The sequence below is a fragment of the Nocardia sp. NPDC056611 genome (assembly GCF_042792755.1).
Taxonomy (GTDB): domain Bacteria; phylum Actinomycetota; class Actinomycetes; order Mycobacteriales; family Mycobacteriaceae; genus Nocardia.
The window spans coordinates 362,659-386,371 of record NZ_JBHTVV010000002.1 but is presented as its reverse complement, the minus strand read 5'-3'; the positions used below and the strand labels follow the sequence as shown (position 1 = coordinate 386,371).

24 protein-coding genes are annotated in these 23,713 nt (G+C 69.2%); 12 read left to right on the top strand and 12 right to left on the bottom strand.

What is annotated here, in order from left to right:
- Positions 1-39 precede the first annotated feature (39 nt).
- The 4 genes from gnd to tal are packed head-to-tail and all read right to left on the bottom strand — an operon-like array spanning position 40 to position 4,796.
- The gene (gene gnd, locus ACFRAQ_RS10245) at positions 40-1,032 is read right to left on the bottom strand and encodes a phosphogluconate dehydrogenase (NAD(+)-dependent, decarboxylating) (RefSeq protein ID WP_379096975.1); all 993 of its coding nucleotides are present in this window, start codon (positions 1,030-1,032) and stop codon (positions 40-42) included.
- 34 nt (positions 1,033-1,066) lie between these two features.
- The gene (gene fgd / locus ACFRAQ_RS10240; RefSeq protein WP_379096972.1) at positions 1,067-2,071 is read right to left on the bottom strand and encodes a glucose-6-phosphate dehydrogenase (coenzyme-F420); all 1,005 of its coding nucleotides are present in this window, start codon (positions 2,069-2,071) and stop codon (positions 1,067-1,069) included.
- Positions 2,068-3,681, bottom strand: coding sequence for a glucose-6-phosphate isomerase (gene pgi / locus ACFRAQ_RS10235; RefSeq protein ID WP_379096969.1), 1,614 nt, complete (start codon positions 3,679-3,681; stop codon positions 2,068-2,070). Before pgi ends, fgd begins: the two co-directional genes overlap by 4 nt.
- On the bottom strand, positions 3,678-4,796 hold the full coding sequence (tal, locus tag ACFRAQ_RS10230) for a transaldolase (RefSeq protein ID WP_379096966.1): 1,119 nt from the start codon (positions 4,794-4,796) through the stop codon (positions 3,678-3,680). Before tal ends, pgi begins: the two co-directional genes overlap by 4 nt.
- Before the next feature lie 156 nt (positions 4,797-4,952).
- Between tal and ACFRAQ_RS10225 the strand changes: the two genes are divergently transcribed.
- Positions 4,953-5,810: a DeoR/GlpR family DNA-binding transcription regulator gene (locus ACFRAQ_RS10225; RefSeq protein ID WP_379096963.1), complete on the top strand. Its 858-nt coding sequence runs from the start codon at positions 4,953-4,955 to the stop codon at positions 5,808-5,810.
- A 20-nt stretch (positions 5,811-5,830) separates the two neighbouring features.
- Here the strand turns inward: ACFRAQ_RS10225 and ACFRAQ_RS10220 are convergent, their stop codons facing one another.
- Together ACFRAQ_RS10220 and ACFRAQ_RS10215 are read right to left on the bottom strand one after the other, a co-directional pair.
- Positions 5,831-6,184 (bottom strand): VOC family protein, encoded by a 354-nt coding sequence (locus ACFRAQ_RS10220; protein WP_379096961.1) that lies wholly within the window; start codon positions 6,182-6,184, stop codon positions 5,831-5,833.
- Positions 6,185-6,294: 110 nt separating this feature from the next.
- The gene (locus ACFRAQ_RS10215; RefSeq protein WP_379096958.1) at positions 6,295-7,161 is read right to left on the bottom strand and encodes an alpha/beta fold hydrolase; all 867 of its coding nucleotides are present in this window, start codon (positions 7,159-7,161) and stop codon (positions 6,295-6,297) included.
- A gap of 352 nt (positions 7,162-7,513) precedes the next feature.
- Between ACFRAQ_RS10215 and ACFRAQ_RS10210 the strand changes: the two genes are divergently transcribed.
- Positions 7,514-8,476 (top strand): MHYT domain-containing protein, encoded by a 963-nt coding sequence (locus tag ACFRAQ_RS10210; protein WP_379096955.1) that lies wholly within the window; start codon positions 7,514-7,516, stop codon positions 8,474-8,476.
- 120 nt (positions 8,477-8,596) lie between these two features.
- Complete coding sequence (locus ACFRAQ_RS10205; protein WP_379096952.1) at positions 8,597-10,186, top strand: Na+/H+ antiporter; 1,590 nt, start codon at positions 8,597-8,599, stop codon at positions 10,184-10,186.
- Positions 10,187-10,224: 38 nt separating this feature from the next.
- Here the strand turns inward: ACFRAQ_RS10205 and ACFRAQ_RS10200 are convergent, their stop codons facing one another.
- On the bottom strand, positions 10,225-10,809 hold the full coding sequence (locus ACFRAQ_RS10200) for a YdcF family protein (RefSeq protein ID WP_379100193.1): 585 nt from the start codon (positions 10,807-10,809) through the stop codon (positions 10,225-10,227).
- Between the two features lie 155 nt (positions 10,810-10,964).
- On the opposite strand from ACFRAQ_RS10200, the gene ACFRAQ_RS10195 reads away from it, so the two are divergent.
- Together ACFRAQ_RS10195 and ACFRAQ_RS10190 are read left to right on the top strand one after the other, a co-directional pair.
- A complete protein-coding gene (locus ACFRAQ_RS10195; RefSeq protein WP_379096949.1) occupies positions 10,965-11,096 on the top strand; it encodes a hypothetical protein in 132 nt (43 codons plus the stop codon).
- Between the two features lie 31 nt (positions 11,097-11,127).
- A complete protein-coding gene (locus ACFRAQ_RS10190; protein WP_379096946.1) occupies positions 11,128-12,027 on the top strand; it encodes a rhomboid-like protein in 900 nt (299 codons plus the stop codon).
- On the opposite strand, the gene ACFRAQ_RS10185 is transcribed toward ACFRAQ_RS10190, so the two are convergent.
- From ACFRAQ_RS10185 to ACFRAQ_RS10175, 3 genes are read right to left on the bottom strand one after another with little or no spacing between them, the layout of a single operon-like run.
- On the bottom strand, positions 11,926-13,113 hold the full coding sequence (locus tag ACFRAQ_RS10185) for a cation:proton antiporter (RefSeq protein ID WP_357283061.1): 1,188 nt from the start codon (positions 13,111-13,113) through the stop codon (positions 11,926-11,928). The genes ACFRAQ_RS10190 and ACFRAQ_RS10185 overlap by 102 nt on opposite strands.
- A 5-nt stretch (positions 13,114-13,118) precedes the next feature.
- Positions 13,119-13,601 (bottom strand): cation:proton antiporter regulatory subunit, encoded by a 483-nt coding sequence (locus tag ACFRAQ_RS10180; RefSeq protein WP_357283060.1) that lies wholly within the window; start codon positions 13,599-13,601, stop codon positions 13,119-13,121.
- 55 nt (positions 13,602-13,656) lie between these two features.
- Positions 13,657-14,025 carry a DUF952 domain-containing protein gene (locus ACFRAQ_RS10175; RefSeq protein ID WP_379100191.1) on the bottom strand — a complete coding sequence of 123 codons (369 nt, stop codon included), beginning with the start codon at positions 14,023-14,025 and terminating at the stop codon, positions 13,657-13,659.
- Positions 14,026-14,225: 200 nt separating this feature from the next.
- Here ACFRAQ_RS10175 and ACFRAQ_RS10170 point away from each other — a divergent pair, with 200 nt between their 5' ends.
- From ACFRAQ_RS10170 to ACFRAQ_RS10150, 5 genes are all read left to right on the top strand, one after another.
- Positions 14,226-14,444 (top strand): hypothetical protein, encoded by a 219-nt coding sequence (locus tag ACFRAQ_RS10170; protein WP_379096942.1) that lies wholly within the window; start codon positions 14,226-14,228, stop codon positions 14,442-14,444.
- A gap of 212 nt (positions 14,445-14,656) precedes the next feature.
- The gene (locus ACFRAQ_RS10165) at positions 14,657-16,456 is read left to right on the top strand and encodes an acyl-CoA dehydrogenase (protein ID WP_379096939.1); all 1,800 of its coding nucleotides are present in this window, start codon (positions 14,657-14,659) and stop codon (positions 16,454-16,456) included.
- Positions 16,457-16,931: 475 nt separating this feature from the next.
- Positions 16,932-17,126: a hypothetical protein gene (locus ACFRAQ_RS10160; RefSeq protein WP_246597932.1), complete on the top strand. Its 195-nt coding sequence runs from the start codon at positions 16,932-16,934 to the stop codon at positions 17,124-17,126.
- Positions 17,127-17,374: 248 nt separating this feature from the next.
- Complete coding sequence (locus tag ACFRAQ_RS10155) at positions 17,375-19,108, top strand: DEAD/DEAH box helicase (protein ID WP_379100189.1); 1,734 nt, start codon at positions 17,375-17,377, stop codon at positions 19,106-19,108.
- Position 19,109: 1 nt separating this feature from the next.
- Positions 19,110-19,658, top strand: a complete 549-nt coding sequence (locus ACFRAQ_RS10150) for a hypothetical protein (RefSeq protein ID WP_379096936.1) — start codon at positions 19,110-19,112, stop codon at positions 19,656-19,658.
- Between the two features lie 168 nt (positions 19,659-19,826).
- On the opposite strand, the gene ACFRAQ_RS10145 is transcribed toward ACFRAQ_RS10150, so the two are convergent.
- Entirely contained in the window at positions 19,827-20,396 is a 570-nt protein-coding gene (locus ACFRAQ_RS10145) for a class I SAM-dependent methyltransferase (protein WP_379096933.1), read from the bottom strand.
- Between the two features lie 55 nt (positions 20,397-20,451).
- On the opposite strand from ACFRAQ_RS10145, the gene ACFRAQ_RS10140 reads away from it, so the two are divergent.
- Both ACFRAQ_RS10140 and ACFRAQ_RS10135 read left to right on the top strand, forming a co-directional pair.
- The gene (locus ACFRAQ_RS10140; RefSeq protein ID WP_379096930.1) at positions 20,452-21,219 is read left to right on the top strand and encodes a helix-turn-helix domain-containing protein; all 768 of its coding nucleotides are present in this window, start codon (positions 20,452-20,454) and stop codon (positions 21,217-21,219) included.
- 45 nt (positions 21,220-21,264) lie between these two features.
- The gene (locus ACFRAQ_RS10135; RefSeq protein WP_379096927.1) at positions 21,265-21,564 is read left to right on the top strand and encodes a DUF1905 domain-containing protein; all 300 of its coding nucleotides are present in this window, start codon (positions 21,265-21,267) and stop codon (positions 21,562-21,564) included.
- A gap of 347 nt (positions 21,565-21,911) precedes the next feature.
- Here the strand turns inward: ACFRAQ_RS10135 and ACFRAQ_RS10130 are convergent, their stop codons facing one another.
- Complete coding sequence (locus tag ACFRAQ_RS10130) at positions 21,912-23,624, bottom strand: DEAD/DEAH box helicase (RefSeq protein WP_357093597.1); 1,713 nt, start codon at positions 23,622-23,624, stop codon at positions 21,912-21,914.
- Positions 23,625-23,713 lie beyond the last annotated feature (89 nt).

Sequence of the window (23,713 nt, the reverse complement as noted above, 5' to 3'; positions counted from 1 at the left end):
CTCAGCGGCGACCAGCCGAAACCTCGCTTCCAGCCGCCGTCATTCGGCGAATACACGTTCAGTGTGGCCGCCGAAGGCTTTTCGCATGGCGGACAGGGACTTGTTGGCGTAGAAACCGCCGTCGCGGGAGGCGAAGCGGGAGTAGAGGGCGGTGGTGAGGACGGGGGCGGGGACGGCCAGGGCGATGGCGGTTTGGGCGGTCCAGCGGCCTTCGCCGGAGTCGGGGACATGGCCGGTGAATTCGGTGAGGTCGGGGTCGATGTGGAGGGCGGTGGCGGTGAGATCGAGGAGCCAGGAGGTGATGACGCTGCCTCGGCGCCAGAGTTCCAGGAGGGCGGGGACGTCGAAGGCGTAGGCGGGGGCGGTGGGCGAATCGGGTTCGGCTACACCGGTTCCGGCGGCGCGGAGGATGGACATGCCCTCGGCCAAGGCCGCCATGTGGCCGTACTCGATGCCGTTGTGGATCATCTTCGCGAAGTGGCCCGCGCCCGAAGGGCCGCAGTGGAGATAGCCCTGTTCGGCGGGGGTGGGGATGCCGTCACGGCCGGGGGTGCGTGGGGCGGCGTCGACGCCGGGGGCGAGAGTGCGGAAGATCGGGTCGAGGCGTTCGACTGCTTCGGCAGGGCCGCCGATCATGAGGCAGAAGCCGCGGTCGAGGCCGGAGGTGCCGCCGCTGGTGCCCACGTCGAGGTAGTGGACGCCTTGGGTGGCCAGGGATTCAGAGCGGGCGACGGCGTCGCGGTAGAAGGAGTTGCCGCCGTCTATGAGGATGTCGCCGGGAGCCAGGAGTGGCGTCAGGTCGTCGACGACCGTGCCGGTCAGCTCGGCGGGGACCATGATCCAGACCGTGCACGGTTTCGGCAGCGCCGCCACCAGTTCTGGGAGGGAACCGGCGGCGGGGATGCCGTCGGCGGTCAGGGTGGCGACGGCGGCGGGGTTGGGGTCGTAGACCGTGCAGGTGTGGCCCGCGCGGACCAGTCGGCGGGCCAGGCCGGAGCCCATTCGGCCCGCGCCGACCATTCCGATATGCATGGGGGGATCCTTCGGAGCGGAGATCGGTGGTGGCTCAGCCGAGTTCGCGCAGGCGCGGGAGGAGGTCGGTGGCGAACTGGGTGAGGAAGCGTTCCTGGTCGTGGCCGGGGCCGTGGAAGACGAGGTGGTTCAGGCCCGCGTCGAGGTACGGCTTGATGCCCGCGATCGCCTCGTCCGGATCGGAGGCGACGATCCAGCGCTTGGCGACCTGCTCGATGGGGAGCTGGTCGGCGAGGGCTTCCATTTCGACGGCGGAGTCGACGCTGTGTTTCTGCTCGGGGGTCAGCGACAGCGGGGCCCAGAAACGCGTATTGGCCAGGGCCAGTTCGGGATCGCGGTCGTAGGAGAGTTTGATCTCGATCATCTTGTCGATGGTCGACGGGTCGCGGTGGGCGGCGGCCGCGCCTTCGGCGACGGCGGGCATGAGCTTGTCGTTGTAGAGCTCCATACCCTTGCCGGAGGTGCAGATGAAGCCGTCACCGGCGCGGCCCGCGTACTTGGCGACGACCGGGCCGCCCGCCGCGATGTACACGGGGACCGGCTGCTCGGGGCGGTCGTAGATATTGGCCTTCACGGTGGTGAAGTGCTCACCCTCGAACGACACGTCGGATTCGGTCCAGAGTTTGCGCATCAGGCTGACGGCTTCGCGCAGGCGGGCGAAGCGTTCCTTGAATTCCGGCCATTCCCGGCCGGAGACCGCGATCTCGTTGAGCGCCTCACCGGTGCCGACACCCAGCATGACGCGCCCGTTGGACAGCAGCGACATGGTGGCGAAGGCCTGGGCGATGACGGCGGGGTTGTAGCGGAATGTCGGGGTGAGGACGCTGGTGCCGATCTGGACGCGGCTGGTGCGCTCGGTGACGGCCGACATCCACGACAAGGCGAAGGGCGCGTGCCCGCCATTGTGCCGCCAGGGCAGGAAGTGGTCGGAGACGACCACGCTGTCGAGGCCCAATTCCTCGGCGCGAACAGCGTATTCGACGAGGTCGCGGGGGCCGAACTGCTCGGCGGAGGCCTTGTAGCCGATCTTCAGGGTCATCGCTGTACCGCTTTCTCAGGGTGATCGGCCGCCTTGCGCAGGCGGCGGTAACGTTCGATGAGGGCATTGGTCGAACTGTCATGTGACAGTGCGGATCCGGACTCGATGTCGTCGACAAGGCGTGTCGCGAGGATCTTTCCGAGTTCGACGCCCCACTGGTCGAACGAGTTGATGTTCCAGATCCATCCCTGCGTGAACACCTTGTGCTCGTACAGGGCGACGAGCGCGCCCAGCGAATAGGGGGTCAGCTCATCCAGCAGGAGGGTGCTGCTCGGCCGGTTGCCGGGAAACGCGCGGTACTCCCCCGCGTCGTCGCCGGCGCGCCCGAAGGCCAGCGCCTGCGACTGGGCGAACAGGTTCGCCATCAACAGGTCGTGGTGCCCGGTCAGATCATGCGCGGGCGTGAGGACGCCGATGAAATCGCAAGGGACCGTGATGGTTCCCTGATGCAGCAGCTGGAAGAAGGCGTGCTGGCCATTGGTGCCGGGCTCGCCCCATACGATCGGCGCGGTGCCGACAGCGACCGGATTTCCGTCCCGATCGGCCGACTTGCCGTTGCTCTCCATCTCGAGCTGCTGCAGATACGCGGGCAGCCGGGCGAGCCGCTGATCGTAGGGCAGCACCGCGTGCGTCTGGGCGTCCCAGAAGTTGCGATACCAGATCCCGAGCAGCCCGAGCAGGATCGGCAGGTTGCGATGCGCCGGCGCGGTGCGGAAGTGGACGTCCATCGAATGCGCGCCCGCCAGGAACGACCGGAACTGTTCGCCGCCGATCGCGATCATCACCGACAGTCCGATCGCCGAGCTCAGCGAGTAGCGCCCGCCGACCCAATCCCAGAACTCGAACATATTGGCCGGATCGATGCCGAAGGACGATACCTCCGAGGCGTTCACCGACACCGCGACGAAATGCTTGGCCACAGCGGCAGGATCGTCCAGCGCGTCGACCAGCCAATCCCGGGCCGCCCGCGCATTGGCGAGAGTCTCGACGGTGGTGAATGTCTTCGACGACACCACGAAAAGCGTCGTCGCCGGGTCGAGATCGTGCAGCGCCCGGGTCAGATCATGCCCGTCCACATTGGCGACGAATCGCGATTCCAGTGTGCCCGTGCCGTATTCACGCAATGCCAGGCACGCCATCGCCGGTCCGAGATCCGAACCTCCGATCCCGATATTGACCACCGCCTCGATGGGCTCCCCCGTCGCCCCACGCCACTCGCCCGACCGAACGGCCTGCGCGAACCCCGCCATCCGCTCGAGGGTGCGCTGCACGGCGGGCACGACATCGACGCCGCCGACCTCCACCACCGCGTCCGCGGGCGCGCGCAACGCCGTGTGCAGCACCGCGCGCCGCTCGGTGACATTGATCGGCGCACCGGTGAACATCGCCTCCACGCCCGCGGCCAGGCCACGTTCGGCGGCGAGTGCGACCAGGAGGTCGATGGTTTCACCGGTGACCAGATTCTTCGAATAGTCCAGCGCGATCCCGTCGTGCTCGACGGTCATGGCCGGACCCCGATCGGGCGTCCGCCCGAACAGCTCCGAGATCCGCTCTCCCGCAAGCTCTTCGCGGTGCGCGGCCAGCCGCGCCCACGCCCGGGAGCCGGTCATCCCCGCACCGCGGCGCCACGGTCGGCCAGTGCCGATTCGACGCCGGCGATCAGCTCGCGCCATGCCTGCTGGAACTTGGCGATGCCCTCCCGCTCCAGCTTGGCGGAGATGTCGTTCATGTCTATGCCGAGCGCGTCGAGCTCCGCGAACACCCGGTGTGCGTCGTCGTAGCGACCGGTGACCTGGTCGCCGACCACCTTGCCGTGATCGATGACCGCCGCGAGAGTCGGCTCGGGCACGGTGTTCACGGTCCCGGGCGCGACCAGATCCACCACGTAGCGGGTGTCGTCGTAGGCGGGATCCTTCACCCCCGTCGACGCCCACAACGGCCGCTGCGGCCGCGCACCCGCCGCGGCGAGCGCCGCCCAGCGCTCCCCGCGCAGCGTCTGTTCGAACGCCTCGTAGGCGAGCACCGCGTTCGCGATGGCGGCGCGGCCACGCACCGCCCGCGCCGCGTCAGTGTCCAGCGCGTCGAGCCGGACATCGACCTCGGAGTCCACCCGCGAGATGAAGAACGAAGCGACAGAGGCGATCCGGGCGATGTCGTGCCCGTTCTCGCGCGCCAGCTCCAGCCCGGACTGGAAGGCGTCGAGCACATCCCGATACCGCCCGAGCGAAAAGATGAGCGTCACGTTGACGCTGATCCCGCGCCCCAGGATGGCGGTGATCGCGGGCAGTCCGGCGGGCGTGGCCGGAACCTTGATCATCAGATTGGGCCGGTCGACCAGCCACGACAGCAGCACCGCTTCGCTCACCGTGCGATCGGTGTCGTGCGCCCACGCCGGATCGACTTCGAGGGACACGTAGCCGTCGAGCCCGTCGGTCGCGGTGTGCACCGGCCGCAGCACGTCGCAGGCGGCCCGCACGTCCCAGCTGGTGAGGATGCGCGCGGCGTCCGCGGTGCCCATGCCGAGTTGCGCGAATTCACGCAGCTGCGTGCCGTACTGCTCGGACCCGCGCAGGGCGGCCTCGAAGATCGCCGGGTTGGTGGTCACGCCGGTGATGCCCCGCTCGACCCATTCGGCCAGTCCACCGGATTCGATCCGGCCGCGGCTCAGGTCGTCCAGCCAGAGGGAGACACCTTCTCGGGCGAGGAGCTGCAACGGATCACTCATAGGAATACCTCTGCCATACACAGTCTGCGATTGCTCGTTTTCGAGCAGATGTTGCACGAAATCATGCAGCCGGGGCCGATTGCTGTCAATGTTTCGCGCAGGATCGCGTACCATCCGAGACGGCGACGATGGCTCGACAACCCTTCAGGAGGTCCGTTGCTCTCCAGCACCCGCCGGCGTCAGATCCTCGACAGGCTGACCACCGACGGCTACGTCGAGGCGAAGGAATTCGCCCGCGAGCTCGGAGTGGACACCTCGACCATCCGCCGGGACCTGGAAGCGCTCGAACGCGACGGCCAGATCCAGCGCACCCACGGCGGCGCGCGGCCCATCCCGGGCGTCACCTCGGATCTGCCGTATTCGGCGAAGAGAAACACACGGCTGCAGGAGAAGTCGGCCATCGCGCGCGTGGCCGCGGGCCTGGTCGCCGACGGCGACACGGTGATCCTCGACAGCGGCTCGACCACCTACGAGGTCGCGGTCGCGTTGAGCCGCCGCGAGAATCTCACCGTCATCACCAATGATCTGCGCATCGCCGAGTACATCGCGGGCCTGCAACGCTTCCGGCTGCTGGTCGCGGGCGGCGAACTGCTCGGCTCTGTCTACACCCTCGCCGGCGACCGCACGGTCGAGTTCCTGCGCGATTACGCGGCGGACTGGGCATTCCTCGGCGCGGACGCGGTGGATACGAACGCCGGGATCACCAATACGAACACCCTCGAGGTTCCGGTCAAGCGGGCGATGATCGCGACCGCGCGCTCCACCGCCGTGGTCGTCGACAGTTCGAAGTTCGGCCACCGCGCCCTGGCCCGGGTCGCCGGACTAGACGAGATCCACACCCTCATCACCGATCACGGCCTCGACGAGGAGGCCGCGAAACCCTACGGCGACCATCTGATTCGGGCCGACGTCACCAAGCCGCCGCGGCCCAAGCCCTGGCCGACCGTCGCGGCGGCGGCCTCCCTGGCCTCGCGCGGCAAGACCGCGCGCGAGTCAGGCGAGGCGGCGGAGTAGTTCGGTGCGGTAGCCGGCGGTCACTTCGGCAGCGGGCTGTAGAAGACCAGACCGTTGCCCTTGTTGTCGTAGACGACCGCGCGGCGCTCGTGCGCGTCGTTGTAGGGCGCGGTCACGATGCCGCCGCCGCTGGCCTCGATCGCCTTGGCCGCGGCGTCCACGTCCGCGGTCTTGATGCCCACGACGACCTGCCCGTGGATCGGGTGGTCGACGGCGGTGGCCAGCGCCAGGGTGATGGGCCCGCCGTCGATCGCCGCGAAATGCGCGCCGTCGCGGAACTTCAACGGCATGCCCAGGGTCTCGGTGTAGAAGCTGATCGACTCGTCCAGGTCATCGGTGGACAGGATGATCATCTTCACTTCGTGGTCGCTCACTACAGCCTCCTGATCGGTTCCGGCCGGGTGCGCACCCGGCACGGTCCCCCTCATGATGACCGTTGCGCGCCACCGGGATCGGACAGCGACACGCGTGCGGGGCGGCCGGTTCAGGCGGTGGCGGCGCGCGCGGCGATTAGGGCCGCGAGTTCGGCGGGGCGTTCCTCGGGGATCCAGTGGGTGGCGTCGAGGATCTCGTGGGTGAAGGGCGCGGCCATGTAATCGGGAGTGAGGGCGGCGGACTTGGCGGCGATGAACGGATCCCGGGTGCTGGAGACGTGCGTGGTGGGGGCGGTGATCTTCCTCGTCGTCTCGCGCGGGTCGACGATGAGCATGGCGCGATACCAGTTGAGCGCGTACGGCAGCGCCCCGGCGGCGATGACATCGCGAGCGAGCCGGTCGAATTGGTCCTCGTCCATGCCGGACACGGCCAGCGCGCGCACCCGGCGCTCCGGATTGCCGGGTGCGTCGAGAGCCCGGAAGAGTCCCGTGATCACGGCTTCGGGCAGCCACGGAAGCTGGAACAGCACCATATAGAAGGTGCGGAAGAACTGGGTGCTGCTCACCATCGACCGCATGAACGCCATCGGATGCGCGACCGACACCGAGGTCAGGGTGCGCACCAGATGCGGATGGGTGGCGGCCGTGGACCAGGCCACCGTGGAACCCCAGTCGTGCCCGACCAGATGGACCGGCCCGGCGCCGAGGGTCCTGATCAGTGCCGCGATATCGGAGACCAGGGCGCTGACCCGGTAGGAGGCCCGGCCGCGCGGCCGGGCCCCGGGCGAATAGCCGCGCTGCGTCGGCGCGATGGTGCGGTAGCCGCGCTCGTGCAGGTGCGGCGTCAGTCGCGCCCACTGGGCGGCGGTCTGCGGAAACCCGTGCAGCAGCACCACCGGGACGCCGTCGAGCGGACCCTCGTCGACGACATCGAAGGTGAGTCCGTCATTGGTGAATGTCGTCAGTCGCGTGGTCATGCGCCGCCCCCGGGCCGTGAACGAAGGGTTACCGGATCGGCACGCTACGCGACACGATCCGGCGTCGCGGCGAAAGCCGTTCGCCGACAATGCTGCCGAATGATAACTACGCCACAGAATCTGCCCAGTCGTCATGCGTATGACACATGATTCGAATCGGTCGCACCAGCCAAAGTCGCACGGGGACATGACATTCCGGCAACCAGCAGGTTGCTGCCCACCCGGAAACGTCCCAGCCGGAATTAATTTAGATGAAACATTCCCTTTCAATTTCCCAATTCGAAGCATGCCCGGTAGTGTGCCCCCGTCGCGACTGCGATTGCGAAACCCCTGTTCTGGCAATGGAGTTCGAGTGCTGGAAATTCACCACTTCAGCTATGGATGGATCACCCCCGTCCTGGCCTACATCATGTCCGTCACCGGATCGCTGCTCGGTCTGCGGTGTACGGCGCGCGCTCGGACAGGGGATGGGCGCGGCGGCTGGCTCATCTCGGCGGCGATCGCCATCGGCGGCACCGGCATCTGGGTCATGCACTTCATCGCGATGCTCGGCTTCAGCATCCGCGGCGCCGTCATCCGCTACGACGTACCGCTCACCCTGCTCAGCGCCGTGATCTCGATCCTGGTGGTGTGGGCCGGGTTGTTCGTGGTGGCGCGCGAGCCGTTCGGCCGCTATTCGCTGTTCGCGGGCGGCGCGGTCACCGGCCTGGGCGTCGGCGCGATGCACTATTCGGGCATGTACGCCATGAAGTCGGACGCCATGATCGGCTACGACGTCTGGATCGTCACGCTGTCGATGGTGATCGCGGTGGTCGCGGCGACCGTCGCGCTGTGGTTCACCCTGGTCATCACCGGCATCTGGGCGACCATCGGCGCGGCCCTGATCATGGGCGTGGCGGTGTGCGGCATGCATTACACCGGCATGGCGTCGATGAACGCGCACCACATGGACCACGCCGAGACCCCGCACGGCGCGGGCGCGATGGAGCTGCTGGCGCCACTGATGATCAGCGTCAGCATGGTGACGCTGGTGCTGCTCATCCACGTCGGGCTCACCGAGGTGGACGAGCGGTCGATGATGCCCGGTCCCGCACGGCCCATGCCGGAAACCCGGCCCGCCCCGGAACACCGTCCCGGCTGGTCGCTGCAGGCCGGCTCGGCGGCCGCCGCGCGCGGCTCGGGCCAGGACGAACCCATACCGCACGACTACCGGACGGCGGGCCTGTATCCGCCCGCCGCCGACTATCAGGCGCCCGGCCGTCACGAGATGGCCGTCCCCGGCGACTGGCATTCGGACCGCTACCGCGCGGGCTGAGCCGCCGGCCGGGCAGGCTGAGAACCACCTGCCCGGCAGCCTGAGAATCACGGGTCGCGTTCGCTGAGAATCGGTCTGCGGTGTTCGACTTTCAGGCGCATCCACAGCAAACTGAGGGCCGTGGACCACCATCAGCTGGAGTTGATCTTCGCGGTCCTGTTCGCGACCATCCTCGTGCAGCCGCTCGGACGACGGCTGGGCCAGGCCCCGGCGGTCCTGATGACCGCCTTCGGCGTGGTGCTCGCGCTCATCCCGCAGGTCCCCAATATCCAGATCGAACCGAAACTGATTCTGCCGCTGGTCCTTCCGCCGCTGCTGTACGCGGCCGCGCGACGCACCTCATGGCGGCAATTCGCCGAGAACTGGGCGGCCATCAGCCTGCGCGCCGTGGTGCTGGTCATCGTCACCACCGTGGCCGTGGCCTGGGCCTTCCACCTCTGGTATCCGGCCGTCCCGATCGCGGCGGCGGTCGCGCTGGGCGCGCTGGTGGCGCCGCCGGATCCGGTGGCGGTGTCGGCGCTGGCCGGCAGGCTGGGGCTGCCGCGGCGACTGGTCGCGGTGCTCGAGGGCGAGGGGCTGTTCAATGACGTGACCGCGATCGTGCTGTACACGGTCGCGGTGCAGGCGGTGGTGTCGGGCAACTTCTCCGCGTGGGGCGCACTGCTCGACTTCGGGGTGTCGGCGCTGGTCGGGGCGGCGGTGGGGCTGCTGTTCGGCTGGGCCGGAAGCAAACTCATGCAACGGCTCGACGAGGCCCCGTGGCGGGTAGCGCTCGGGCTGCTGCTGCCGTTCGCGGCGTACGGGTTCTCCGAATCGCGTGGCGGGTCGGCGGTCCTGGCGGTGCTGGTGTGCTCGATGTACCTGACCGACGCCGCCACCGACTTCGGCGACAGCGACTACCGCCTGGTCGGCGACTCCTTCTGGGAGATCACCGAAATGCTGGTCACCGGGTTCGCGTTCGGGCTGATCGGACTGGAACTGAGCACGGTGCTGCGCGACTCCGGACCGGACTGGCCGCGTTTCCTCGGCGGGGCCGCCGTCGTCATCGCGGTGGTGGTGGGATTACGACTGATCTGGCTGCTGATCACCACCAAGCTCTTCCAATCCTGGTGGCGCGCCCGCGATCGCGACGAGCCCTACAACTGGCGCGAGACCCTGGTCACCTGGTGGGCCGGTATGCGCGGGGTGGCGACGGTCGCGCTCGCGCTGGCCATTCCGTTCACCACCGACACCGGGAAACCGTTCCCGGGCCGCACCGAGATCCTGTTCACGGCCTTCGCGGTCGTGCTGTTCACGCTGCTGCTGCAAGGCCCGACCCTGCCCGCGGTGGTGCGCGCCACCGGCGTGCGTGCCGACACCGGCGCGGAACGCGTCATCGAACGCGAGCTCTGGACCCGGGTGCTGCAGGCCGAACTCGCACGCCTGGAAGAGATCTCACAGACCGAGCACCTGCCCGAAGAGGTCTACGACCGGCTGCGGTCCGGCTTCGAACGCCGCCTCGCCCACGCCGACCCCGAGGCCGCCGACAGCAATGCCCGCATGGCCACCGATCGCGCGATCGCCTTCACCGCCAAGATGCGGGCCATCACCAATGACGTACTGGAAGCGGGCCGCGCCGAAGCTCTGGCCGCCCGCCGCGAACCCGGCGTCCCACCGGATGTGGTGGACCGGGTGATGCGCCGACTGGACCTGCGCGGCGCGGCCAACTGAGCAGCCCCCGCCGCAGGCCGGCACACCTGATCGCGCGACTATCCGTTCCGGCCCAGCGACACGAGGACGGCCACGAATTCGCGTGCGAACGACTTGCGGGTCAGCAGACGGGTGGTCCGCGCCCCGGTGACTTCGGCCCGCAACCCCAGCCGCCGGGCCAGCCGCTGCGTACGCAATACGTGAAAATCACTGGTGACCACCGTGACTCGCGCCGTGCGCGAGTCGATGCCGAGCGAGTCCAGTTCCTCGGCGGTGAACCGCAGATTCTCCTCGGTGTTCCGGGACCGATTCTCCGCGACGATGCCCGTCGCCGGAATCGTGTGCGCCACAAGGTAATCAGCCATCGCCATCGCCTCCGGCACGGTATCGCGGCCGCTCTGCCCGCCGGACACGACCACGAGCGGCCTGCGCCCCCGCTCGTCCCGGATCACCTCGAGCGCCCGATCGAGCCGCCGGGCCAGCATGGGCGAGACCCGGTCGCCGCGCAGTCGGCAGCCGAGCACGACCACCACCTCCGCGCCCGGCCGCGGCGCCCGCCGGGCCCGCCCGAGGGTGTATCCGGTGAATCCGAGGAACGGCGCCACCACCACGGCCCCGGCCCACAGCATGACGCCCCGAAACATCCGCACCCGGTCACCCCTCCTGACAACGGCTCCAGCATCGAAAACTCGCGCGCACCGGCCGATCGAATGTCGGCGCACCGCATCGACGGTAGTCCCCCGCCGCCGCGCCGCCATCGCCCCGGGCCGAGCACGATCCGCGCAGGTGCTCATGACCCGTGATCGCGGCTCGCGGCGACTGCGACCCTGGTCATGGATCGGGTATGGAGCGCGGCACCGCCGTGACCGTGGCCGAATACGGCTCGATCGCGCCGGTCGCGGTACACGGGCGGGTCGCGGCGATGCACTGACCGGGCCCTGACCTCGGGTTAGCATGACGCAATGGCATTGGGCACCTATCAGCCGCCCTGGCTGCGGACCGTTGACCTGGGTGAGCGGTTCGGCGCACTCGTCCAGTGGTGGGCGCAGCCGCATCGGGTGCGGCGCGGGATCCAGGCCTATCGCGATCTGCTCGCGGTCACCCCGGCGTGTATCGCCTACGCGTTCACCCTGTTCATCACCTGGTGGACGCTGCGCGGGGCGAGCGACATCGTGGGCCGGCGGCTGATCTTCTCGGCCTCGACGAATCTGCGCAATATGCAGCGGGACCCGATCCAGGTGCTGGTGGCCTCGGCCTTCTGGACCGATGGCGGCTTCCCCTGGGGCGAGATCGTCATCCTGATCACCTTGATGGCGCTGGCCGAACGGTGGCTGGGTTCGCTGCGCTGGATCGTGGTGGTGGCGATCGGCCATGTCGGGGCGACCCTGATCACGGTGCTCGGCATCGCGCACAAACTGGACAAGCAGCTGATCCCGACCCGGGTGGCGTTCGCCTCGGACGTCGGCCCCAGTTACGGCATCTCGGCCATGCTGGCGGTGCTGGCCTTCCGGTTGCGGGGTCCGGCCCGCTGGATGTGGGCGCTGGCCATGCTGGTCTGGTACGGGTACGGGGTGTGGCACGGGCGCACGTTCACCGACTACGGCCATTTCTTCGCGCTGCTCATCGGTTTCGCGGTGGGCGCGATCGCGGTGGCGCTCTCGCACCGGCTGATCGCGGTGCGCGAGCGCAAGGCGGCGAAGCGGAATCCGGCCCCCACCGGTGGGACGCGACCCACCGATACGGCCGGAAACAACGCGAGTTCAGCTGGGGACGGGATCGATCCGCCCGCGGTCGCGTTGGACCAGCCGGATGGCGGGCTCGACGACGCGGGCCGCGATCGGGCCGAGCACGGCCATCATTAGCACGTAGGCCGAGGCCAGCGCCGCCAGCCGCGGATCCACCCCACCCACCGAAACCGCCAGCCCGGCAATGACGATGGAGAATTCGCCGCGCGCCACCAACGCCGCGCCCGCGCGCGCCCGGCCCATCCGCCGGATCCCCTGCCGCGAGGCCGCCCACCACCCGGTGCCGATCTTGGTCAGCGCGGTCACGACGGCCAGCAGCACCGCCCAGCCCAGAACCGGCGGAATCGCGGTGGGGTCGGTATTGAGCCCGAAGGCCACGAAGAAGATGGCCGCGAACAGGTCGCGCAGGGGTTCGAGGAGTTTGGCCGCCTCCTGGGCGGTGGATCCGGAGATGGCGATGCCGAGCAGGAACGCCCCGACCGCCGCCGATACCTTCAGCGCCGAAGCCGCGCCCGCCACCAGCAGCGCCGCGCCGAGCAGCTTGAGCAGGAACACTTCCCGGTCGTTGCTGTCCACGATGGCCGACACGTAGCGGCCGTAACGCAGGGCCACGATGAGCACCACGGTGATCGCCACCAGCGCGATGGCCAGCGATCGCAGTCCGCTGGCGAAGCTCAGCCCGGCCAGCATCATGGTGAGGATCGGCAGATACACCGCCATGGCCAGATCCTCGAACACCAGGATGGACAACACCACCGGCGTCTCGCGGTTACCGAGCCGTCCGAGGTCGTTGAGCACCTTGGCGACGATGCCCGAGGACGAGATGTAGGTGACGCCGCCCATGGTGACCGCGCCGACCGGACCCCACCCGAGCATGAGCGCGACCACCACGCCCGGCGTGGCATTGGCGACGATGTCGAGCAGACCCGCCACCCAGGAGCGGCGCAGCCCGGTCACCAATTCGGCGGCGGTGTACTCCAACCCGAGCAGCAGGAGCAGCAGCACCACGCCGATCTCGCCGGCCATGTGCCCGAATTCGGTGGCTGCCTTCATCTTCACGATGCCGCCCTGACCGAAGGCCAGGCCGCCCAGCAGATAGAGAGGGATCGGCGACATGCCGAAGCGAGCGGCCAGCCGGCCCAGCATGCCGAGCGCGAACAAGATCGCGCCGAGTTCGAACAGGGCTAGGCCGGTCGAGTCCACCGGGCTCAGCCGTCGGCCAGGATGCGAGCGGCCGCGTCCAGCCCGTGCGGAGTTCCGACCACGACCAGGATGTCCCCGGAGTCGAGCACCTGGTCCGGACCCGGCGACGGCTGTACCTGCCCCGCCCGCATGATCGCGACGATGGACGCCTTGGTGCGGGTCCGCATGGCGGTCTCCCCGAGCATGCGCCCTCGATACGGCGAGCTCCCGCTGACGCTGAGCTGCCGGGTGGTGATCCCGGGTAGGTCGGAGTGTTCTTCCCTGAGCTGCTGTACCAGCTGCGGCGCGCCCAGCAGGTTGGCCAGCACCGCGGCCTCGTCCGGGGTCAGCGGCACCTGCGCGATACAGGCGTCCGGGTCGTCGCGCTGGGAGACGATGAGGTCGATTCCGCCGTCCCGGTGCGCGACGACTCCGATCCGCCGGCCCGATCTGACTTCGAAGTCCTTGCGGACACCGATACCGGGCAGGGCAGTCACATCGACGTTCACAGGTCCAGATTAGGACAACCCGCGCGAATCGCGGGGAGCTGCGTCCGGGGCGTGATCAGTTCGCTTCCAGCGGGGCGAAGCCGCCGTCGGGTCCGGGCACGAAATCGGTCACCGCGGTGACGGCCGCCACCGGCAGCGGGCCGTACAGGTGGGGGAACAGCATGGAATCCGGATCGGTGGGCACACCCGGCTCCCATTTCACCGGCGAACCGAGCGCGGCGGGATCCAGGTGCAGCAGCACCAGATCGGTCCGGCCGGCGAAGAGGCGATTCGCGGGCAGATGCGCCTGGTACGGGGCCGACAGGTGGATGAATCCGGCCTCGGCCAGCGACGGCGCGCGGTATTCGCCTGCGGCGCGGGCGCTCTCCCATTCGTCGCGGGAGCAGATGTGCAGCAGGGTGGCCGGTGTCGTGTCCTGTTCGATTCCCACCCGTCCAATCTAGGCGAGGGCGGCCGATCCGCATCGGCTCGGCGCGGCTCGGTACGGCTGGGGCCGGGCCACCTGCGGGCCGACGTCGTTGATGGCGATCCGGGCGGGGGGCGAGGCGGCGGCGGCGCATCCCGCGGCGACCGGCGGCCATCGCCACCGTCCAGCAGGACCTCATTCCGATCCGCGTCCCCGCCGTGCGCGTCGAGCTCTCCCTCGACGCCCACCCCATCTACGAGATGTTCGGCGCGGTCTTCGGCGTCGAGGACGTGCGCTTCTCGATGCCGCGGTCCCGCATGGAATTCCAGACCGTCACCCTGGAAACCCCACTCCCCCAGGCGAATCTGTCCTGGAAGGGCCAGTCGCCCGGACACTTCGGCCGCGCCCACCGCGGCCGCCACGCGGTGCGGTCGTGACGGCGCCTTCGGCAGGCGCGACGGTGCGGTCGTGACAGTGCGCGCGGCGTCGGGTGATGGTTCGGCCATCCGTGCGCGGAGTTACCGGAACTCCCTACCGACCCTGAACCAGCTCCGGTAGGTTTCGGTGCGTCGATGCTGGTCAGCGCGGCGGACCGGTCATCTGGTAGACCGTCAGGTACGACTTCACGTACCCGACCGTCCGAGGAACCATGAACCCCTCCACCATCATGTCCGCGCGCGACCTCGAGTTCCTGCTCTACGACTGGCTCGACGTGGAGTCCCTGACCACCCGGGACCGCTTCGCCGACCACTCCCGCGACACCTTCGACCAGGTGCTGCGCCTGTGCCAGGACCTGGCCGCGGCCTACTTCGCCCCGCACAATCGCGAGAACGATCTGCACGAGCCCAGCTTCGACGGCGAGCGCGTGCACATCATCCCCGCCGTCGGCAAGGCGCTGCGAGCCTTCGCCGACGCCGGAATGATCGGCGCGGCAATGGATTACGAGGTCGGCGGGATGCAGCTGCCGCACTCGGTCTACACCGCGTGCATGTCGTGGTTCCACGCGGCCAATGTCGGCACCGCCGCCTACGCGCTGCTGACCACCGGCAACGCGAATCTGCTTGCCGCGCACGGCAGCCCGGAGCAGATCGACGCCTACGTGCGCCCCATGCTGGAGGGCCGCAGCTTCGGCACCATGGCGTTGTCGGAGCCGCAGGCCGGGTCCAGCCTGGCCGACATCACCACCCGGGCCGTGCCCGCGGCGGACGGCTCCTACCGCGTGTTCGGACACAAGATGTGGATCTCCGGCGGCGACCACGAACTGTCGGAGAACATCGTGCATCTGGTGCTGGCCCGGATCCCGGGCGCGCCGGAGGGCACCCGCGGCATCTCACTGTTCGTGGTGCCGAAGTTCCTGCCCGACGCCGACGGCGAACCGACCGTGCACAACGACGTCGTGCTGTCGGGCATCAACCACAAGATGGGCTGGCGCGGCACCGTCAACACCGCGCCGGTGTTCGGCGACGGCAACTTCACCCCCGGCGGCGAGCCGGGTGCCGTCGGCTATCTGGTGGGCGAGCCGAATCACGGTCTGGCGCAAATGTTCACGATGATGAACGAGGCCCGCATCGGCGTCGGCCTGGCGTCCACGGCGCTCGGCTACACCGGCTACCTGAAGTCGCTCGACTACGCGCGCACCCGCCCGCAGGGCCGCCCGGTCAGCGCCCGCGGCGGTGCGCAGGTCCCGATCATCGAGCATCCGGACGTGCGGCGCATGCTGCTGGCGCAGAAGGCCTATGCCGAGGGCGCGCTGGCGCTGCAGCTCTACTGCGGCAAGCTGGTCGACGAGCACCGCACCGCGGCAACCGAATCCGGCCGCGAGCGGGCGGGCACGCTGCTGCGCATCCTGACCCCGATCGCCAAGTCCTGGCCCAGCCAGTGGTGCCTGACCGCCAACGACCTGGCCATCCAGATCCACGGCGGCGCCGGCTACACCCGCGACTACGACGTGGAACAGCACTACCGCGACAATCGCCTCAACCCGATTCACGAAGGCACCCACGGCATTCAGAGCATGGACCTGCTCGGCCGGCAGGTCACCCTCGACAACGGCGCCGCCCTGGCGGCCCTGCTGGAGACGATGGCGGCCACCATCGCCGCGGCCCGCAGCGCCGGCGACGCCGAGCTGGCCGGATTCGCCGACGCCCTGGAGGCCGCCATGGGCCGGCTGGCCGCCACCACGGCGGGCCTGTGGGGCACGGGCAACCCCGAAGCGGCGCTGACCAATTCGGCGGTCTATCTGGAGGCGTTCGGCCATGTGGTGCTGGCCTGGATCTGGCTCGAGCAGGCGGTGGCCGCTCACGCGCTGCCCGAGTCGGCCTTCGGCCACGGCAAGCGACTGGCCGCGCGGTACTTCTTCCGCTGGGAACTCCCCCGCACCGCACCGCAATTCGACCTGCTCGACTCCGGCGATCGCACCACCGTGGAACTCGACGAATCCTGGTTCTGAACACGCCGATCGGCGCGGCCGTTCGCGATGGGCGAACGATGCAGGAAGGGCATACCCCCTGATGGTATCGAGGCCCCCGGTGAACTCGAGGTCGCGCCGGTCGCGGCCAGGTCTCCGATTCAGCCGCCTTGATTACGGTTTGCTGGCGCGCAGGGCACGACAGCCAATCGGAGTGTGAGTGTCGGTGCGCCCGGGTAGTCTCCCGATAGACAACTCGATCAGCGTGTTCGAACGGGAGGTTCCTCCGTCCTAATGGGCAGTCACCAGGACCTGTTCGCTTTCAGCGAAATCCCAGGTCGTGTTACTGAAAACACACGGGAAACTGCACGGGAACAAAGTCCTCTCGCCGAACGTCTGACAGAGTAGTCAACAAGCCACTGCTGGGAAGTAGCGGTAGCGAGGTTCGCGGAATGGTCCGCGGGCCCCCACACCAGGCGAACGGTGCGTGAACACCCAGAGCCAGGACGGAGGAGTCATGCCAGGAACCCTGACAAGCACCCCACTGACCGCGGTCGATCGTTGCGACCGCTGCGGGGCGGCTGCGCGCGTGCGCGCTACCTTGCCCGCAGGTGGAGAGTTGCTCTTCTGCCAGCATCACGCCAATGAGCACATGGACCGTCTTCGTGAGCTCGAGGCCGTGATCGACTCGGAGTCGGCACCGGCGCTGTAACAGCTCCTCCCAACTCACGACAATTCCATCTTCCCAACAGAAAACCCCGAAAGCGGGCGACCGGCAGGTCGCCCGCTTTCGCTATGCATGGCTGCTATGAAACGTGGTAGCGGTCACAACTGTGGCCGAAGACACGTGAAAAGTACTGCGCGCAACGCGAGAAGCGTCATGTGCGCCCGACAAGTCCGGCCGGGTACAACGGATGGGTGCCGCAGACCTCGCAAGCCACCTACCTACAGGATCGTCATATGGTCGCGCTCTGGACGTGGACCGGCCACGGCCCCGGACGCGCGCCGCGCGAACTGGGCGAGGTGCAGACCCTCGCCCTGGCCGTCCCGGACCGCGACGGCATCGGCGTCGCCGACGTGGAATGCGCTCTGGTGGAACCGGAACGGTTATGCACTCTGGCTATCGCCAATCCCGGCGAATCAATACGCCGGTTACGTGAAGCCCTCGACGACGGCCTCGAGATCCGCCTCCTGCCCACGGCCGCGCACGCCGTCCCCAACGCCACCGGAACGGCCGTGGTGTCCGCGGCCCGGACCCTGCGGGCGCTGCGCGACACCGTCGCGCTGAGCGCCGAGCTGCGCTCCGGACTGAAGGCCGAGCTACGGCCGTATCAGGCGCGCGGCATCACCTGGCTGCGTGAGACGACCGCCACACACGGCGGCGCGGTCCTGGCCGACGAGATGGGCCTCGGCAAGACCGTGCAGGCCATCGGCTACCTCCTCGGGAAGGCCGGAGACGGGCCACAACTCGTAGTGTGTCCAACATCACTGGTCGGCAACTGGGCGCATGAGATCGAGCGATTCGCGCCCGGACTGCGGGCCGTGGCCTGGCGCGGCGGCGACGCCCCGGACGCGGACGCGGGCGCCATCGTGGTGACCGGCTACCCGACCCTGCGCGGGCACGGCGAGGCCCTGGCCGGGCAACGCTGGGCGAGCGTCGTTTTCGACGAGGCTCAGGTGCTCAAGAATCCGCGCACCCAGGTCGCCAAGGCGGCGCGGGCGATTCCCGCCGACGCGCGCATCGCGTTGACCGGCACGCCCGTGGAGAACCACCTCGACGAACTGTGGGCGCTGCTGAACCTGGTCGTGCCCGGAGAGTTCACCCACAAGGCGCAGTTCCGCCGGCGGTTCGTGCGGCCCATCAGCGAGGGCTCGGCGAGCGCGGTGCTGCGGTTGCGCGACGCCCTCGAGCCGGTTGTGCTGGGGCGCCGCAAGACCCAGGTCGCCGCGACCCTGCCGCCCAAGATCCACACCGATCTGGTGTGCGATCTGACCGAGGAACAGGAGCGGATCTACGACCGGCTGCTGGACCGCGCCGAGGCCCAGGGCTTCGGCAGCGGCGCGCAGCGGCACACCCGGGTGCTGGCCGTGCTGACCGAACTCAAGCAGGTGTGCAATCACCCCGGGCTGATCACCGGGGACCTGAGCGAATTGGCCGGGCGCTCCGGCAAATTCGACGTCTGCTCCGACATCCTGGCCGGCAACCTCGACAACGACTCGCCCACACTGGTATTCACCCAGTACCGCAAGACCGGCGAGCTGCTGGTCCGGCACTGCGCCGAGGAGTTCGGGGTGGCGGCGCCGTTCTTCCACGGCGGACTCAATGCCGAGCAGCGCGCCGCGATCGTCTCCGGCTTCCAATCCCCGGACGGCCCACCGATCCTGGTGCTGAGCCTGCGCGCGGCGGGCACCGGCCTGACCCTGACCCGCGCCGCCGATGTCGTGCACTACGACCGCTGGTGGAATCCGGCCGTGGAGGCGCAGGCCTCCGATCGCGCGCACCGCATCGGGCAGACCCGCACCGTCACCATCACCACCCTCACCTCGGGCACCACCATCGAGGAGCACATCGCGGGCATGCACGACCGCAAGTCCGCGCTCACCAACCTCACCGACGCGGCCGGTGTCGCCGAACTCGCACGCCTCGACGACGAACGACTCATGGAACTGCTGCGCCGGAAGCGGGGGAACTGACATGGCCGACAACGAATTCGGATACACCGCCTGGGGCAAGGACTGGGTCCGGCTCGCGGAACCGTTGAACCTCACCAAACCCGAGCCGCTGCTCCCCCGCGCCCGCAGCATCGCCCGCAACAAAGGCGTCCGCACCGAGATCGAGGGCACCGTGGTCCGGGCCCACATCCACCGCGGCTCCGAAGCCTCGGTGACCCACCTGGAACTGACCTCGTTCCCCCGCTCCACCATCGACGCCATCGCCGCCGTGGTCCCCGCCGACAGCCTCACCCTCAGCGACGATCTGCACGCCGCGGTCCTCGCCGCGGGCATCTCGGTCACCCCGATCCTCGCGGCCACCGACTGCTCCTGCCGCGCCCGCAACGCCCGCTGCCTGCACATGCTGGCCGCCTGCTACGCGGTCGTGCGGCTGATCGACGAGAACCCCTGGCTCGCCTTGGATCTGCAGGGCTACCGCCTCGACCCGCCCGCCGCAGACACCGAGGCCCCGATCTCGATTCCTCGCTGGACGCCTATCGACGCCCTCGACCCGGCGGTGTTCTTCGGCTGAGCAATCAGCCGTCCTTCACTGAGCGGCGGCAAGACGTGCCGATGGGGGTCGCCGCGCCACCCGGCGGGCCCAACCGCGCTGTGCGGCAATGGGTTCACCAGCGCCGGCCGGGGTGGCCGTCCAACCACGCTTCGGACCTGAGGGGCCGGTCAGCTGCCGCGGTCCGGCCTACTCGGGGCGGCGGGCGCGGAAGCGGAAGTAGGTTGCCGCGCTGCGGACTTCGATATCGGTGAAACCGACGCGGGTGAGGCGGGCCCGCATCGTCTCGGGCGGGACCGGGACACAGGTGTCGCCGAGGTGGATGAGGCGGAAGGTGAGGCGGTCGACGCCGTCGCTGCCCGCGAAGACGCCGCCGGGGCGCAGGACCCGGAAAGCCTCGGCGAAGAGCTCGTCCTGCAGGGCGGGGGTGGGGACGTGGTGGAGCATGGTGAAGCTGAGCACGGAGCTGAACTCGGTGCCGGGCAAGGGCATCTCGGTGGCGTCGCCCTCGATGATCCGCATCACGCCGGCCTTGCGGGTACGCAGGCGGGCGGCCAGGGCCGGGTCGATCTCGAGGCCGGTGAGGGCGGGGACACGGGAGCGCAGGGTGTCGACGTTCGCGCCGTAGCCGGGTCCGATCTCGAGGGCGTTGTCGCCGAGGTCGATGTCCCGCAACGCCCACGGGACGATCTGGTTCGCGCTGGCCCGCTCCCAGGTGCTCGAGCGGCAGAGAAGCTGGTGAAAGTAGTTCATCCCCATGGCCATAACGCTAGAACGAGGCATGCATGGCCGCGAGGGACTATGGTGACAGATTATGTCGCCAAACGGTCAGACCCGGGTGCTGGCCCCGCCGCCGGGGCCGACCGCCATGGTCTTCGGCCTCGGCACACTGCCCGCCGGGTACTGGTTCGACGAACACGAGCATGAGCAGCACCAGATCGCCTGGGCCGCACAGGGAGTATTGACCGTCGAGACACCGGGTGGACACTGGGTGCTGCCGCCGACGCGCGCACTGTGGATCCCCGGCGGGACGGTCCACCGGACCGGCACCCTCGAGGGCGCGATCATGCACGGCATCTTCCTGACCCCCGATCAGTCGCCGGTGCACTATCCGGCCCCGGTGATGCTGCGCGTGGATCGGCTCCTGCACGAACTGTTCCTGCACCTGACCGCGACCACCACCACCGACGCCCAGCGCGAGCGCACCGAGGCGGTGGTGTTCGACCTGCTCGATCCGGTGGAGGTGATCCCCATCGGCGCGCGCACCCCTGAGGAGCCGCGCACCCGCCGGGTCGCCGAGCTGCTGCGCGCCGACCCGGCCGACCAGCGCACCCTGGCCGAACTGGCGGACGCGGTGGCCACCAGTCCCCGCACCCTGGCCCGGGGCTTCCTCGCCGAGACCGGAATCACCTTCGGCCAGTGGCGAACCCAGCTCCGGCTGGCCGCCTCGCTGCCCTTGCTGGCCTCGGGTCTGCCGGTCGCCCGGATCGCGGCCCGGGTCGGGTACTCCACCCCGAGCGCCTACGTCGCCGCCTTCCACCGCGAGGTCGGCGTCTCCCCAGCCCGCTACTTCACCCGCTGAGCGTCGCAACCCGAACCTGTCGGTCCTCGCGGCTATCGTCGGGGCATGGCGAAGTCCACGTACAGGTTCACCGCCGAGCTCTGGGAATGGGAAGCCCAGGCCGCGTGGCACTTCGTGAGCCTGCCCGAGGCCGTCACCGACGAGATCGACGAACTCTACGGCCACACCGCCGCCGGATTCGGTTCGGTCAAGGTGAAAGTCACCGTCGGCACCAGCCGCTGGTCCACCTCGATCTTCCCCGACAGCAAACGCGGCACCTATGTACTGCCGATGAAGAAGGCGGTGCGCACCGCCGAGGGGCTTGCCGCGGGCGACCCCGTCGTCGTCGAACTACAGATCGCCTAGCCACGCCGCCACGGCGGGATGCGGTCCGCGACAAGCGCTCTCGTCACGGACCGGCGGTTCTCGCCCAGCCCCGGGACCGGCCTCAGCCTCACCTACCCCCCGCGCCACGTTCACGCCGGCGTTGCCGCTCGTCCCATCCGGCTCGGCCCGACGCGTCGCCCGGCTGCGCGCCGATGTCTCGATCAGCCGGCGACGAACACCGTCACCGAGATCGGCGGGGTCCGCACCTGCGGTGGATGCCGACCGAGATCGCGCTGCGATGACCGGATCCGGCATGGTCACAGACATGTCGGGACGCGGTCGGCGGCAAGCGCTCTCGTCCGTGTCTTGCGCGGGACGCCCCCGGCTCAGACCCGGCGCAGGGCGGCGATGCGCTGCGAGAGTTGGTCGGCCGTGGCCAGCGCGGTGGGCGGGCCGCCGCATTCGCGGCGCAGGTCGCCGTGGATGACGCCGTGCGGTTTGCCGGTGCGGTGGTGGTGCATGGCGACCAGGCTGTTGAGTTCGCGGCGCAATTCCCCCAGGCGGTCGGCGGTGGCGGCGCGTTCGGCGGCCGCCTCCACGCCGGCCCCGGACGGGCGGGCCTCGGCGGCGGCGCTGCGGTCCTGGAGTTGGCGGGACTGGCGTTCGCGCAGCAGCGCGCGCATCTGGTCGGCGTCGAGCAGGCCCGGGATGCCGAGGTAGTCGGCTTCCTCGTCGCTGCCGGAGAAGGTGGCGGTGCCGAAGGAGTCGCCGTCGTAGATGACCTGGTCGAGTTCGGCGTCGGCGGCGAGGGCGATGAACTTCTTCTCCTCCTCGCCCGGCTCGTCCTTCTGCTTGTTGGCGTCGATGAGCAGTTCGTCCTCGAGACCGTCGGCCTCGCGGTGCGGTTTGCCGATGACGTGGTCGCGCTGCAGTTCCAGCTGCGCGGCCAGGTCCAGCAGCACCGGCACCGACGGCAGGAACACGCTCGCGGTCTCACCGGCCTTGCGGGCACGCACGAAACGACCAATGGCCTGCGCGAAGTACAGCGGGGTGGAGGCGCTGGTGGCGTACACGCCGACCGCCAGCCGCGGCACGTCGACGCCCTCGGACACCATGCGCACCGCGACCATCCACGGGTCGGTGTTGTTGCTGAACTCGCCGATGCGGTCGGAGGAGTCCGGATCGTCGGACAACACGATGGTCGGTTTGGTGCCCGAGATGTGTTCCAGCAGTTCGGCGTAGTCGCGCGCCTTCTCCTGGTCGGTGGCGATCACCAGGCCGCCCGCGTCGGGCATGCCGGTGGCGCGCAACTGCCGCAGCCGGGTGTCGGCCGCGGTGAGCACCTTCGACATCCAGTCACCGGCCGGGTCCAGGGCGGTGCGCCAGGCCCGCGCGGTCTGTTCCGCGTTCAACGGTTCGCCCAGGCGCGCCGAGTACTCCTCGCCCGCACTGTCCCGCCAGTGCGCCTCGCCGGAATAGGCGAGGAACACCACGGGTCTGACGACACCGTCGGCGAGCGCCTCGGAGTAGCCGTAGGTGTGGTCGGCGCGTGACTTCTCGAACCCGGACTCGTCGGCCTCGTAGGTGATGAACGGGATCTTGGAGTCGTCGCTGCGGAACGGGGTTCCGGTCAGGTGCAGGCGGCGGGTGGCGTCGCTGAACGCCTCCTCGACCGCCTCACCCCAGCTCTTGGCGTCGCCGGCGTGATGGATCTCATCCATGATCACCAGCGTCTTGCGGTTCTCGGTGCGCACCCGGTGCTTGAACGGATGCGACGCGATCTGCGCGTAGGTGACGACCACGCCGTGATAGTCCGACGAGGTGGAACCGGTCGAGTTGGAGAAGTTCGAATCCAGCTGGATGCCGGTGCGCGCGGCCGAGGCCGCCCACTGATGCTTGAGGTGCTCGGTGGGCGCGACCACCGTCACCTGATCGACCGTGCGGTCGTTGAGCAGCTCGGCGGCCACCCGCAACGCGAAGGTCGTCTTACCCGCGCCGGGCGTGGCGACGGCGAGGAAGTCCCGTGGCTTGGCAGTCAGATACTTCGTCAGCGCCCTGCGTTGCCATGCACGTAGCGAACCGCCACCACCCGAAGTCACTCGGAAGAGATTAGCGAGTGCGACCGACTGCTTTCCAATCCGACACAGCCCCTTCGAGTGCCGCACGACACATTGCGGGTCCCATCCCA

Excerpts from the sequence above, each read along its gene's own strand:
- ACFRAQ_RS10160 (WP_246597932.1), top strand. The coding sequence starts at position 16,932 with ATGCCAGGAACCCTGACAAGCACCCCACTGACCGCGGTCGATCGTTGC.
- ACFRAQ_RS10135 (WP_379096927.1), top strand. The coding sequence starts at position 21,265 with ATGGCGAAGTCCACGTACAGGTTCACCGCCGAGCTCTGGGAATGGGAA.
- ACFRAQ_RS10150 (WP_379096936.1), top strand. The coding sequence starts at position 19,110 with ATGGCCGACAACGAATTCGGATACACCGCCTGGGGCAAGGACTGGGTC.
- ACFRAQ_RS10200 (WP_379100193.1), bottom strand. The coding sequence starts at position 10,809 with ATGTTTCGGGGCGTCATGCTGTGGGCCGGGGCCGTGGTGGTGGCGCCG.
- ACFRAQ_RS10155 (WP_379100189.1), top strand. The coding sequence starts at position 17,375 with ATGGTCGCGCTCTGGACGTGGACCGGCCACGGCCCCGGACGCGCGCCG.
- ACFRAQ_RS10145 (WP_379096933.1), bottom strand. The coding sequence starts at position 20,396 with ATGGGGATGAACTACTTTCACCAGCTTCTCTGCCGCTCGAGCACCTGG.
- ACFRAQ_RS10190 (WP_379096946.1), top strand. The coding sequence starts at position 11,128 with ATGGCATTGGGCACCTATCAGCCGCCCTGGCTGCGGACCGTTGACCTG.
- pgi (WP_379096969.1), bottom strand. The coding sequence starts at position 3,681 with ATGACCGGCTCCCGGGCGTGGGCGCGGCTGGCCGCGCACCGCGAAGAG.
- tal (WP_379096966.1), bottom strand. The coding sequence starts at position 4,796 with ATGAGTGATCCGTTGCAGCTCCTCGCCCGAGAAGGTGTCTCCCTCTGG.
- fgd (WP_379096972.1), bottom strand. The coding sequence starts at position 2,071 with ATGACCCTGAAGATCGGCTACAAGGCCTCCGCCGAGCAGTTCGGCCCC.
- ACFRAQ_RS10215 (WP_379096958.1), bottom strand. The coding sequence starts at position 7,161 with ATGACCACGCGACTGACGACATTCACCAATGACGGACTCACCTTCGAT.
- gnd (WP_379096975.1), bottom strand. The coding sequence starts at position 1,032 with ATGCATATCGGAATGGTCGGCGCGGGCCGAATGGGCTCCGGCCTGGCC.
- ACFRAQ_RS10165 (WP_379096939.1), top strand. The coding sequence starts at position 14,657 with ATGAACCCCTCCACCATCATGTCCGCGCGCGACCTCGAGTTCCTGCTC.
- ACFRAQ_RS10140 (WP_379096930.1), top strand. The coding sequence starts at position 20,452 with ATGTCGCCAAACGGTCAGACCCGGGTGCTGGCCCCGCCGCCGGGGCCG.